Source organism: Candidatus Eisenbacteria bacterium, from assembly GCA_016235265.1.
Lineage (GTDB): Bacteria > Eisenbacteria > RBG-16-71-46 > RBG-16-71-46 > JACRLI01 > JACRLI01.
Genome location: JACRLI010000029.1, coordinates 1 through 12,031 on the forward strand (window position 1 = coordinate 1; position 12,031 = coordinate 12,031).

12 protein-coding genes are annotated in these 12,031 nt (G+C 69.4%); 11 read left to right on the forward strand and 1 reads right to left on the reverse strand.

The features are described from left to right. Nucleotides 1-396: hypothetical protein (locus HZB25_14095; GenBank protein ID MBI5838366.1), on the forward strand; the 396-nt coding region annotated here is incomplete at its 5' end. 71 nt (nt 397-467) lie between these two features. Here HZB25_14095 and HZB25_14100 read toward each other — a convergent pair. Next, nucleotides 468-1,283, reverse strand: coding sequence for a DUF4292 domain-containing protein (locus HZB25_14100; protein ID MBI5838367.1), 816 nt, complete (start codon nt 1,281-1,283; stop codon nt 468-470). Nucleotides 1,284-1,647: 364 nt separating this feature from the next. Between HZB25_14100 and HZB25_14105 the strand changes: the two genes are divergently transcribed. The 10 genes from HZB25_14105 to HZB25_14150 all read left to right on the forward strand — a co-directional run bounded on the left by HZB25_14105 (nt 1,648) and on the right by HZB25_14150 (nt 11,699). Further along, entirely contained in the window at nt 1,648-2,715 is a 1,068-nt protein-coding gene (locus tag HZB25_14105; GenBank protein ID MBI5838368.1) for a S9 family peptidase, read from the forward strand. Nucleotides 2,716-3,208: 493 nt separating this feature from the next. Further along, nucleotides 3,209-4,234, forward strand: coding sequence for a hypothetical protein (locus tag HZB25_14110; protein ID MBI5838369.1), 1,026 nt, complete (start codon nt 3,209-3,211; stop codon nt 4,232-4,234). A gap of 60 nt (nt 4,235-4,294) precedes the next feature. Further along, complete coding sequence (locus tag HZB25_14115; protein MBI5838370.1) at nt 4,295-5,251, forward strand: transketolase; 957 nt, start codon at nt 4,295-4,297, stop codon at nt 5,249-5,251. Continuing rightward, nucleotides 5,248-6,228 carry a transketolase family protein gene (locus HZB25_14120; GenBank protein MBI5838371.1) on the forward strand — a complete coding sequence of 327 codons (981 nt, stop codon included), beginning with the start codon at nt 5,248-5,250 and terminating at the stop codon, nt 6,226-6,228. The genes HZB25_14115 and HZB25_14120 overlap by 4 nt, the downstream gene beginning before the upstream one ends. Before the next feature lie 78 nt (nt 6,229-6,306). Beyond that, the gene (locus HZB25_14125; protein MBI5838372.1) at nt 6,307-7,479 is read left to right on the forward strand and encodes a pyridoxal phosphate-dependent aminotransferase; all 1,173 of its coding nucleotides are present in this window, start codon (nt 6,307-6,309) and stop codon (nt 7,477-7,479) included. A 295-nt stretch (nt 7,480-7,774) separates the two neighbouring features. Further along, nucleotides 7,775-7,975, forward strand: coding sequence for a cold-shock protein (locus HZB25_14130; protein MBI5838373.1), 201 nt, complete (start codon nt 7,775-7,777; stop codon nt 7,973-7,975). Nucleotides 7,976-8,210: 235 nt separating this feature from the next. Next, nucleotides 8,211-8,867, forward strand: a complete 657-nt coding sequence (locus HZB25_14135; GenBank protein ID MBI5838374.1) for a DNA-3-methyladenine glycosylase 2 family protein — start codon at nt 8,211-8,213, stop codon at nt 8,865-8,867. Nucleotides 8,868-8,880: 13 nt separating this feature from the next. Continuing rightward, the gene (locus tag HZB25_14140) at nt 8,881-10,464 is read left to right on the forward strand and encodes a glycosyltransferase family 39 protein (protein ID MBI5838375.1); all 1,584 of its coding nucleotides are present in this window, start codon (nt 8,881-8,883) and stop codon (nt 10,462-10,464) included. 45 nt (nt 10,465-10,509) lie between these two features. Beyond that, nucleotides 10,510-11,193 carry a CPBP family intramembrane metalloprotease gene (locus HZB25_14145; protein MBI5838376.1) on the forward strand — a complete coding sequence of 228 codons (684 nt, stop codon included), beginning with the start codon at nt 10,510-10,512 and terminating at the stop codon, nt 11,191-11,193. A gap of 116 nt (nt 11,194-11,309) precedes the next feature. Continuing rightward, the gene (locus HZB25_14150; protein ID MBI5838377.1) at nt 11,310-11,699 is read left to right on the forward strand and encodes a VOC family protein; all 390 of its coding nucleotides are present in this window, start codon (nt 11,310-11,312) and stop codon (nt 11,697-11,699) included. Nucleotides 11,700-12,031 lie beyond the last annotated feature (332 nt).

Here is a 12,031-nt window from a genome sequence, read left to right on the forward strand (position 1 = left end):
CACCACGTCACCTCCTCCAGGGAGCGCCGGACCACGAGCAACCCGCTCTTTCCGGTGAACCTGCTGGACCTGCTGGTCCGCCACGGCAGTGCCAACCACAAGCGGGAGACCATCGCCTTCTCCAAGCGGCGCCAGGCGGCCATCGAGAGACTGGCGCTGCTGCAGGTGTGGCGGAACTTCATCAAGCGCTTCTCGGAGAGAAAGCTGCGGAGCGAGACGCCGGCGCAGCGCGTGGGGCTGTTTGGGAGGGCTCTCACGGTGAGCGAGGTCCTGGGTCGGAGGCTGTTCCCCTCGCAGGTGGCTCTGCCGGAGACGCTGGAAAGGTACTACCGCAGGACAGTGAAGACCCCAGCCCTGGGGGTGAACCGGACGCACCGGCTCAGGTACGCGGACTGAGGCTGTCGAAGCGGGAAAGTGAAGCGGGGAGCCATTGGGCTCCCCGCCAGACACATTCTTCGAAGCACAACCTACGGCTTCTTTGCCGAGATCAGCTTCCTCACCTCGGAGGGCGGGTCGAACCGGTCGGCGTCCAGTTCCTTGTTCAGCTCAACCTCCACCATCGTGATCACGATGCGCTGGCCGCGCATGTCGGTGATGGACTTGTGCGGGAGCATCACGTTGCCGATCTTGCGATAGTCGCTGTATTCCGTCCGCGCGGTGGTGGTGCCGAGCTGGGTGCTCTCGTAGGTTCCCTCGACGCGCGCGAGCAGGCCGGTCTCCTCGTCGAACCACATGGTCTCCGGGCTGCCCATGCGCGGCTTCATCACCACCTTGTAGCAGGGCCGGTTGCCGACCGTGTCCACGCCGGCGGCGTCCGCCAGCCGGTAGCCCTTCTTCCACTTCACCAGGCCGTCGAAGTGCGCCTCGCGCAGGGCGTCGGCCTGCTCCTGGCCTTCGAGCAGCTTGGAGCCCTGCTGCACCGAGTACTCCCAGGCATCCTCGCCCGTGACGCCGACGTACCCCTTCCCCGCGGGGGAGTCCTGGATCACGTACATCCGGTTGGGCCGCGCACGGTACTCGGTCACGCCCACCTGCACGTTGGTGCCCTGCAGGCTCAGCACCTTGTGCAGCACCATGTTCTGCAGCGAATCCCATGCGGCGCCGCCCATCGCAGCGGCGTACCGGGCCAGGATGGTCGCGCCGTCCGGCGGGGCGTCGGCGGCGAGGCAGGCGGGTGCGGCGCAGGCGAGCAGTCCGGCGGCCAGCGCCAGGACGGCGACGAATCTCGATGCGTCTCGCGCGAACACGCGCGGTTCACGGGAAGCGGGCACAGTTCGGTTCATCGGGCTCTCCCCTGGCATCCCAGTTGGTGGCACGCGGGCACGCCGCGCGCTCATGGGAACATAAGGACGGCGGCCCACCATCGCAGACCCCGGCAAGGAGTTCTCGCCGCACAAGGGTACACCGTTGGGCCGCTTCGGCCAAGCGGGGACGAGCGTCGTGGGGGACGAGCATCGTGGACCGGGCGGCGTGGCACGAGCAACGCGGGGTGGGCATCGCGGGCCGGGCATCGCGGGCCGGGCGGCGCGGACCGAGCGGCGCGGACCTGGCGGCGCCGGGCCGGCATTGACACCGGCGCCTGCCCCGGCGTTGGATTAGGCCCGCCGGCCGATGGGGCCGGGTTGCAGCCCACAAGGAGGATACCCGATGCGCCACCGTCTGCTCGCCGGGGCCCTGGCCGCCCTGATGCTGGCCTGCGCCGCGCCCGCCGCCCGGGCCGACGGCGATAGCCCGTCGTCCACGGACCTCTCCAGGCAGGTCAAGGAGCTCCAGGAAGCCAACACCGACCTCAACCACCGGCTCGACGAGCTGGACCGCGGCATCGACGACGTGCTGTGGTTCCAGCGTATGAGCGACATCGCGGTGGTGGACAAGTGGCGCATCTGCGGCCCGCCGCCGGCGCACCCGAAGAACCCCAAGGCGCCCGGCGCGGTGAACCCGTTGAAGTTCTTCACCTACTCGTTCGTGCCGAAGGACCACAAGCCGGGCGAGAAGCTGCCGCTGCTCATCCTCCCGCACGGCGGGGTGCACGCGATGTTCGAGAGCCCCTACCACGTGCACATGCTCCGCGAGATGATGAGCCAAGGCTACATGGTGGTGGCCCCCGACTATCGCGGCTCCACCGGTTACGGGCGCGGGTTCTACGAGCAGATTGACTACGGCGGCCTGGAGGTGGACGACATCCACGCCACCAAGGAGTGGGCGCTGCAGAACTTCGATTTCGCGGACCCCGGCCGCGTGGGCCTGATCGGCTGGAGCCACGGCGGCCTGATCGTGCTCCTGGAGGCCTTCGCGCACCCGAAGGAATACGCGTGCGTGTTCGCGGGCGTGCCGGTCTCGGACCTGGTGATGAGACTGGGATACGAGGACGACGAGTACCGCGCGGAGTACAGCGCGCCCTTCCACATCGGCAAGACGGTGCGGCAGGACATCGAGGAGTACAAGCGGCGCTCCCCGGTGTGGCACGTGGAGAAGCTGGACACCCCGCTGCTCATCCACACCAACACCAACGACGAGGACGTGAACTACATCGAGGTGGAGCACCTCATCCAGGCGCTCAAGGCCGCCGGCAAGGACTTCGAATCCAAGGTGTACAAGGACGCCCCGGGCGGACACAGCATGGACCGCATGGACACCATGTTCGCCAGGGGCGCGCGCGCCGACATCTACAAGTTCCTGGCGAAGCACCTGCACCCGGGGCGGCCGGCGAAGTAGCGGGTCGACCCCAGCCGATGGCGAGGCTCACCCGGACCGCCGCCACCCGAAGCCTGCCGCCCGAAGCCTGCCGCCCGAAGCCCGCCACCTGAAGCTCGCGAAAGGCCCGCCCGAAGAGCCCCCGGCGCTCTCCGGCGGGCCTTTCGCTTTGCGCCTCCGGATGTTATCGTGAAACACGGCTCCCCAAGTTACACCCCCCGGGAGAACGGCCATGTGGGAGATCTGCGTGGTCCTTGCGCTCGCCGCGGGGGCGGCCGGCGCGCCGGAGCCATCCGATTCAACTTCGGAACCTGTTGCTGGATATGAGCTTGCGGAGGTGCGGCTCGATCCGGGCGGGCCGGGGTACGTGGTCCCGCAGTTCGGAGACGGTGGCCGGCAAACCCCGACCGGCGCCACCCGAATGGGGGCAGGATTTCGGGCTGGAGTGAGCCGGGGCCGCGCGAGCGGTTCGGAGCATGTGCGCTGGGGCGGGATCTCTTTGCGGCGCGGCTGGGTGGGTCATCCCGATACCGCCGCGTCGCTTTCGCTGTCCGTGCTGGGGCCGCGCCTGCCGGGCGGGATCCGGCCGCGCGCCACGTGGAGCCGCACCGCTCCCCGGCCGCGCGCCACGCGCAGCAGCCCGCCGAAGACGGCGCGCGCGCTGAAACGCTGGCTGGACGCGCGCCGCGCGCGCGAGGCCTGGTCGGCAGGAGCCGAGGCCGGCCCGCTCGGGGGCGACGTGGCGTGGCGCAGGGGCGCGGTGCGCCGCTGGTCGGTGCGGCTGGGGCGGGCTTCCACCGCCGCGGGCCGCTTCGACCTGCGGCGCAGCATCGGGACCACTGCCACCTCGGGCAACGTGCGCCTCGGCTGGCGGCGCTCCCGCGGGCGTGGAACGCGGCTCGAGCTGGATGCCCGCCTGGCCCCCCGCGACGGCACGCTGCGCGTGCGCTCCGCGGATCGGGGCGGTGGGTGGGACCTGCGGCTGCGCTCCACGCGGGCGCGCCGCTCCACGCGCGCCACCGCGACGCGCAGGGCGCGCGCGGGCCGGCCCTCCGAGGGCCGCGCGACGCTGCGGCTGCGCGAGGGCCGGTGGCGGCTGGGGGCGGCGGTCGCCGTGCGCGGTGACAGCGTGGGGCTGGAGGGATCGGTCGCGCGTTCCTTCGCGCTGCGCCCGGGCTCGCTGGAGGCCTCGATGGGCCTGAAGCTCGGGCCGGTGCGCGAAGCGCGCCTGCACGCGGGGTTCCGCCCGAAGGCGCGGCTGGGCCCGCTGGGATTTCGGGCCGGCGCCGGTGCGGTGCTCCGGCGGCGCGCGGCACGCGTCACGTTTCGCCCCGAGCTGAGCGCCGGGCTGGAGTTGCGTCTCAAGCGCAGCACCGCGCGCATCGGCTGGGAAGTGTCCCCCTCGGGCCTGCGCCTGGACGGTTCGCCGGCGCTGGCCGGCCGCCTGGAGGCGCGCCCGGGGCCGTTTCGAGTTTCCGCCATGCTGCGGCCGTCCACCACCGGGCTACGGTGGAGCGCGGCCCTGGAGTGGACGCGATAGTATCTCCCGCCGCTCCCTCCACCAGGGGGCGGCTCCTGTGCCGCAGAAAGGAAGTTCGGGTTGTCCTCCACCAGGCCCAGTGTCGCGGAACTGAACTCCATCGCACTCGATGTGCGCCGCGACATCCTCACGCTGCTCGCCAACGCCCAGACAGGGCACACGGGCGGCCCGCTGTCGGTCACCGATTTCGGCACCGCGCTCTTCTTCCACGAGATGCGCCTCGATCCCACCCAACCCGGCTGGCCCGGGCGCGACTTCTGGCACTTCTCCATCGGCCACGTCACGCCGGTGATCTACTCGCTGATGGCCGAGCGCGGCTACTTCGAACTGAAGCACCTGATGGGCTTCCGCTCCATGGCCGGCATGCTGCAGGGCCACCCGTGCCGCAAGGAAGTGCCCGGCATCGAGGTTTCCTCCGGATCGCTGGGCCAGGGCCTCTCCGTGGCCGTGGGCTGGGCGATGGCGGCACGGCTGGATGGCACCGACCAGCGCGCCTACTGCGTCATGGGCGACGGCGAGCAGCAGGAGGGGCAGATCTGGGAGGCGGCCATGTCCGCGGCGCACTACAAGCTGGACAACCTGTGCGGCATGGTGGACGTGAACCGCATGCAGATTGACGGCCCCACCGAGAAGGTGATGAACATCGAGCCGCTGGCCGACAAGTGGCGCGCGTTCGGATGGCACGTGGTGGACCGCCCCGGCCACGACATGCAGGCCGTCCTGGAGGCCTTCGCCGAGGCCCGCTCGGTGAAGGGCCGGCCGACTGTGATCCTGTTCCAGACCACCATGGGCCGCGGCGTGAGCTTCATGGAGGACGACTACCGCTGGCACGGCATGCCCCCGAAGATGGAGCAGGCCGAGAAGGCGCTGGCGGAACTGGGCACCAGCTACGCGGAGTGGTCGGCGCGGCTGTGGAACGGCGCCGCGCCGCGCGTCGCGAATGTGGGCGCCGGCTCCACCGGGAAGCCCGCCGCCGCGACGCCCGCGGCCGCGACCGCGAAGGGAGGCCGCCCGTGAGCGCGACCCCCGGAAGCGACGCCCGCAAGGTGGAGACGCGCAAGACCCGCGAGGGGTTTGGCCACGCGCTGGTGGAACTCGGCGGTCAGGACCCCAGCGTGGTGGTGCTGGTGGGCGACCTCAGCGAGTCCACCATGGTGAACTTCTTCGCCGAGAAGTTCCCGCAGCGCTTCTTCGAGATGGGCATCGCCGAACAGAACATGATGGGCGTGGCGGCGGGGCTGGCGGCGCGGGGGAAGGTGCCGTTCCTGTCCACGTACGGGGCGTTCGCCACGTGCCGGGCGGCGGACCAGATCCGCGTCACGGTGGCCTACAGCAACCTGAACGTGAAGATCGGTGGCGCGCACGGCGGCATCAGCGTGGGGCCCGACGGCGCCACGCACCAGGCGATGGAGGAGATCTCCATCATCCGCTCCATCCCCAACATGACCATGATCGTGCCGTGCGACTACTGGGAGACCCGCAAGGCCACCGTGGCCGCGGGCCGGATGATGGGACCGGTCTACATCCGCTTCGGGCGTGAGAACGTCCCGGTGGTCACCGCGGAGGACACCCCCTTCGAGATCGGCCGCGGCCTCACGCTGCGCGAGGGCGGTGACGTGGCCGTCCTCGCCTGCGGCGTGATGGTGCACGAGGCGCTGTGCGCGGCGGACACGCTGGCCGCGAAGGGGGTGCAGGCCCGGGTGATCAACCTGCACACCCTGAAACCGCTGGATTCGGATATCATCGTGAGGGCCGCACGGGAGTGCGGCGCGATCGTCACCGCCGAAGAGCACCAGGTGCACGGGGGGCTCGGAGGCGCCGTGGCGGAGGTGGTGGTGCGCCACCACCCGGTTCCCGTCGAGATGGTTGCGGTCATGGACCGCTTCGGCAGGTCAGGCAAGCCGGAGGAGCTGATGCGCGCCTTCGGCATCAAGGACGTGGACATCGTGGGGGCGGTCGAGAGGGTGCTCGAACGGAAGCGGGGCGCAGTGTAGCCGGAAGCGCTCGCGGGACGGCGCGCAGGGCGCGGTCCCGCGGCCCGCGGAGCAGCCGGGACGCCTGGGGAGAGTGTCATGAAGTACGCAGACCGGATGGAGAAGCTGGGAACCGAAACCGCCTTCGAAGTTCTGGCGCGCGCCCGCGCGCTGGAGGCGGAGGGCCGCAGCATCGTTCACCTTCAGATCGGCGAGCCCGATTTCGACACCCCGAAGAACATCGTGGACGCCGCGGTGAACGCGCTGCGCAAGGGCGAGACGCACTACACGCCCTCGCCGGGCATTCCCGCGCTGCGCAAGGCCATCGCCGAGCACGTGGGCAAGGACCGCGGGCTCAAGTGCGCCGCGGAGAACGTGGTGGTGGTGCCCGGCGGCAAGCCGATCATGAACTACGCCATGTTCGCGTGCGTGAACCCCGGGGACGAGGTAATCTACCCCAACCCGGGATTCCCCATCTACGAGTCGGTGATCGGCCTGGTGGGCGCCACGCCGGTGCCCATCCCGCTGCGCGAGAAGAACGAGTTCCGCCTGGACGTGGAGGAGCTGAAGAAGCTCATCACGCCGAAGACGAAGATGATCATCATCAACTCGCCGCAGAATCCCACCGGCGGGGTGCTCACGAAGAAGGACCTCGAGGACGTCGCCGCGCTGGCCATCCAGCACGACGTGTTCGTGCTGGCCGACGAGATCTACAGCCACGTCCTGTACGAGGGCAGGCACGACTCCATCGCCACGCTGCCGGGGATGGCCGAGCGCACCATCGTGCTGGACGGCTTCTCGAAGACCTACGCCATGACCGGCTGGCGGCTGGGCTACGGCATCATGAACCCCGCCCTGGCCGCCCACGTGGCGCGGCTGGGCACCAACAGCCACTCCTGCACCGCCTCGTGCGTGCAGTACGCCGGCCTGGAGGCCCTCACCGGCCCGCAGGACGCGGTGCTGTCCATGGTGGCCGAGTTCAAGCGCCGCCGCGACCTGATCGTGGAGCGGCTCAACAAGATCCACGGGTTCCGCTGCCTCAAGCCCAAGGGCGCGTTCTACGTGTTCCCCAACATCGAGGGAACGGGCATGAAGAGCCGCGAGCTGGCCACCCGGCTGCTCGAGGAGGCCGGCGTGGCCGTCCTCTCCGGGACCGCCTTCGGGGCTCACGGGGAGGGCTTCCTGCGCTTCTCCTACGCCAATTCGGTGGAGCAGATCAGCGAGGGTGTGAGCCGCATCGAGAAGTTCATGGCCTCCGCGGCGGTGAAGTAGCCGGGCCGCCAAGGCGCTGGCAGCAAAGCGGTTGAGGGGTGTTCAGAAGACAGATTGGGGGCCGGAACGCAATTTTGCTTGAGTTCCGGCCCCCAATGGTCGATACTCTTTTCAGTGTTCGGTAGCCAGTGGAATTGCTGAGAGCGTTCAATTGCCGTCCGGAACACAGGACGGCATTTGCGTTTTTGGTGGTTTCGGCTACAGACGCCCCCCGGTCAAGGTGACCGGAAGCAGCCGCCGCATCATGGCGGCAGTACCAAGGGCCTTCGGGTCCTGCTTTTTCCAGGAGTGTGCAGTGGTTAAGGGCACCGTGAAGTGGTTCAACGAGGCGAAGGGCTTCGGTTTCATCTCCCAGGACGGCGGCGAGGACGTGTTCGTTCACTACTCCGCCATCACGGGTGACGGCTTCAAGACCCTCGCCGAGGGCGACCGGGTGGACTTCGAGGTTACGCGCGGGCCGAAGGGCCTGCAGGCGGCCAACGTCCGCAAGATCTAGTTCCTCGTCGAACCAGTTCACGTCTGGCGGGCGGCGCGCAAGCGCCGCCCGCCGCGTTATTGGGGCCCGCCACCTCCACGGGGGCAGGGTGCGCGAGGGCAAGGTGCTGGCCTCCATCCCCGGCCGCGCATAGATTTTGCCCATGGCGAACCTCACTGATGGACCACCGTCATTGCCGCAGCGGGCGGCAGACCCCAAAGGCGATCAGCCGCCTGCCTTGAGACCCCGGTCGTCCATGTGCCCGCCGTCGCCCGCCGCGCCGCCCCGGCGCCTCACGCGCGCCTCCCTCGGCACCGGGGCGCGACACCTGGCGAAACAGGATCCCGACCTGGGGGCGGCGCTCGCGCGTTTGGGTGAGCCCCCGCTGTGGGGGCGCAACCCGGGATTCCCTTCGCTCGTACGCATCATCCTGGAGCAGCAGGTGTCGCTGGCGGCGGCGCGCACCTTGTATCGGCGACTCACCGTTCATCTCGGCGCCATGACACCGGAAGCGATGCATGCCCGGAGGGTGGGCGGGCTGCGGAACTTCGGGCTTACCCGGCAGAAGGCGGCCTACTGCCATGGGCTGGCTGTGCGCGTGCTCGACGGGAGCCTGGACCTCGCCGCGGTGGCCCGCGGGCCCGACGACGCCGGCCGTCAGGCGCTGCTGGGCGTGCCCGGGCTGGGGCCGTGGAGCGTGGACATCTACTATCTCATGGCGCTGCGGCGTCCCGACGTGTGGCCGCGCGGGGACCTGGCGCTGGCATCGGCGCTGCGTGAGGTCAAGCAGCTCCGGGCACTTCCGACGAGAGACCAGCAACGCACGCTGTCGAGCCGGTGGGCTCCGTGGCGCTCGGTCGCGGCGCGGATCCTGTGGGCGCACTACCTTGAGGCGCGGGGCCAGTACCCGTAGGAGGAGGCCGCGGATGAACCGGGTGCTCGCACCCGCTGTGGCTCGCGATGCCGTGGGAAGAGAAACCGACCGCAAGGCGAACCTCATCCTGCTGGGACTTGCATCCCTCTACTTCCTCGTAGAGTGGCTGCCCGGCATCCGCGGGGCGTACGGGTACTTCATAGACGAGTTCTACTACCTGGCCTGCGCGTCGCACCTCGCCCCGGGCTACGTGGACCATCCGCCACTATCGGTATTCCTGCTCTGGGCCGTCCGGGCCGTGATCGGGGATTCCCTGCCGGCCCTTCGCCTGGTCCCGGCGCTCGCCGGCGCGGCGACCATCGGGCTCATCGGGCTGATCGCGCGGCGCCTGGGCGCCGGGTGGCAGGGCCAGGCGCTCGCGGCGGGGGCCGCGATGGCCGGGACGATCTACCACATCACGTTCAGCTTCTACTCGATGAACGCCCTGTCGGTGCTCCTGTGGACCGCGTGCTTCTGGGTCCTGGTGGAGATCGAGCTGCGAAACGAGCCCCGCCTGTGGGTGCTCTTCGGCGTCCTGGCCGGGCTGGGACTGGAGAACAAGCACACGTTCGTGCTCCTGCCGCTGGGTCTCGCCGCGGGGCTGCTCCTGACCCGGGCCCGCCGGCACCTGGCGAGCCGGTGGCTGTGGCTCGGATGCGCCATCACGGCGGCGCTGCTGCTGCCCAACCTGGCGTGGCAGGCGTCGCACGGCTGGCCGTCCCTCGAGTTCTACCGCAACGCGGACCTGTACAAGAACATTCCGACTCCCCCGCTCGTGGTCCTAGCGTACCAGTTCCTGGTGATGAACCCGGGGGCCATACCGGTCTGGATCGCGGGGCTGGGCTTCTTCCTGGTCTCGAAGCGCGGAAGACAGCTGCGCCACCTGGGCTGGATCTACGTGGCGCTGCTGGGGCTGATGCTGATCGGGCAGAAGAGCCGCCCCGATCGCATCGCCGAGGCCTACGTGGTGCTCTTTGCCGGTGGCGGCGCCATGCTGTCGGCGCTGTGGGAGCGCGCCGGTTATCGCTGGCTGCGCTGGGCGGTGCCGGCGACGCTGGTCCTCGGCGGCGTGGCGCTCGCCCCACTCGGCCTGCCCCTGCTGCCGCCACCGCAGGCGGCGCGGTACGCCGGAAGGCTCGGCATCGTCCCGCAGATCGAGAAGGGCGAGTCCAAGCGGACGGAGCTGCCCCAGTGGCTGGCCGACCGGCTCGGATGGGAGCGGCTCGCGGACGACGTGGAGGCGGTGGCGCGCGAAATCCGCCCCGAAGAACGGGCCCGGGCCATCATTCTCGCCCCCTCGTATGGTCAGGGGGGAGCGATCGAGCTGCTCGGCCGTGGCCGGGGGCTGCCTCCGGTCTACGCGGTGCAGAACAGCTACTCCCACTGGGGTCCGCCGCCGGACTCGGCCGACGTGGCGATCGTCCTCGGCCCGTTCTCGGCGGAAACCGTGCACCGGTTGTACGGCGAGGCCGTCGTGGCCCGCGTGCACGACTGCGAAGGGTGCATGCGCTGGCGCGATGAAGTGCCGATCTGGCTCGCCCGCAGTCCGAAGGTGGCGCTGCGCGACGCCTGGCCGAAGCTGAAATACTATGAGTGAAGAGCGGACGTGTCGCTCCCCGCGGCAACCGGATCGGAGAACTCCATGAATCTCTCGCGGCGAACCGCCCTGGGCGTCTCCCTGGGCGTGATCTTCCTGTACTGGGGCTACCAGATCGTCTGGCAGCACTCGGCTCCGGTCCTGCCCGCGCATTTTTCGGACCTGGTGCTGCGCATCGTGCGCGGCAAGCTCATCGTCTTCGCCGCCGTCATGCTGCTCCTCCGCCTGGAAGGGGAGAGGTTCGCCGCACTGGGGGTCACCCGCCACCAATGGCCGAAGCACTTCGGGGTGGGGCTGGCCATCGGCTTCGCGATGTTCCTCGGGTTGAACATCGCGCTCGATTCGGTGATGAGCTCGCTGCTTCCCCGGTCGCCCTCGGCCGGCCCGTCCATCCTCTCGTTCTTCAAGCAACCGGGGAATCTGCTCATCTGGCTGCCGATCGGGATCTTCGGAGGGGGCGTCGTCGAGGAGCTCCAGCGGATCTTCATCCTCACGCGCTTCGAGAAGTGGCTCGGGCGGCCGGGGCTCATCCTCGGTGTGGTGTTGAGTTCGGCGTTGTTCGGTTTCGGCCACCTCTACCAGGGCGTCGGGACCGCGATTTCGGCCGCGATCTCCGGGGCGGTGTTCGCGCTGGTGTACCTGCGGCGCCGCTCGGCCCTGGAGCCCATCGTCGCGCACGCGTTCAGCGACGTGCTCGCCATGCTGGGCGCGACGATGCTCGCCCGGTAAGCGGGTCGGCTCGCCGGAAGGCGGTCCCCGCCAGGCGGGACGCAACACGATGCCTGGCCCGTTGCGGAGCGTACAATCGATCTTGGCCGCGCTGGCCGCAGACAAGGGGAACATCCATGAATCGCGTCACGGGCATCGGAGGCGTGTTCATCAAGGCGAGGGACGCCGTCGCCTTGCGCGCCTGGTACCAGAAGCACCTCGGCATCGACGTGCAGAGTTGGGGCGGAGTCGCCTTCCGGTGGCATTCGGCGGAGCAGCCCAACCCGGACGGAATGACGGTCTGGAACGTGTTCCCCGCGGAATCGGAGTATTTTGCGCCGAGCACCGCGCCGTTCATGGTGAACTACCGGGTCGAGAACCTCCCGGCGCTCCTCCAGGCGCTGCGCGACGAAGGCTGCGACGTGGACGCCAAGACCGAGGATTCCGAGTATGGCAAGTTCGGCTGGGTGATGGATCCCGAGGGGAACCGGGTCGAGCTGTGGGAGCCGCCGGCGGGGGCGATGTAGGGCGGATGGCCCCTGCTCCAGCACGCATGTCGGGCTAGTTGTTCCTGGCTCCCTGCCAGATCCAGCTGGAGATCTTCGACAGCAAGCCCCAATTCACGCAGTGGGTGCTGTCGCTCCCGGTCTGCGCAGCTTCGAGTAGTTTCGTATACATCTGGCTGCTTTCGGGGGAGCCGGGCCGCACCCACTTATGTGGCTCCTCTCGACTTTCCGTGGGAGCCGCGGCCTGACTTGACGTGTTGAGGTGCCCTGGTTCATCCATGACCTTTCTTCTCCTACCAAGAGAGGGAGGTCAGAGGGATGAACCAGGAGCAGGGCGATTGTGTCGCGACGTA

Coding starts and splice junctions, on each gene's coding strand:
- HZB25_14105 (MBI5838368.1), top strand. CDS start 1,648: ATGCGCCACCGTCTGCTCGCCGGGGCCCTGGCCGCCCTGATGCTGGCC.
- HZB25_14125 (MBI5838372.1), top strand. CDS start 6,307: ATGAAGTACGCAGACCGGATGGAGAAGCTGGGAACCGAAACCGCCTTC.
- HZB25_14145 (MBI5838376.1), top strand. CDS start 10,510: ATGAATCTCTCGCGGCGAACCGCCCTGGGCGTCTCCCTGGGCGTGATC.
- HZB25_14135 (MBI5838374.1), top strand. CDS start 8,211: ATGTGCCCGCCGTCGCCCGCCGCGCCGCCCCGGCGCCTCACGCGCGCC.
- HZB25_14100 (MBI5838367.1), bottom strand. CDS start 1,283: ATGAACCGAACTGTGCCCGCTTCCCGTGAACCGCGCGTGTTCGCGCGA.
- HZB25_14140 (MBI5838375.1), top strand. CDS start 8,881: ATGAACCGGGTGCTCGCACCCGCTGTGGCTCGCGATGCCGTGGGAAGA.
- HZB25_14150 (MBI5838377.1), top strand. CDS start 11,310: ATGAATCGCGTCACGGGCATCGGAGGCGTGTTCATCAAGGCGAGGGAC.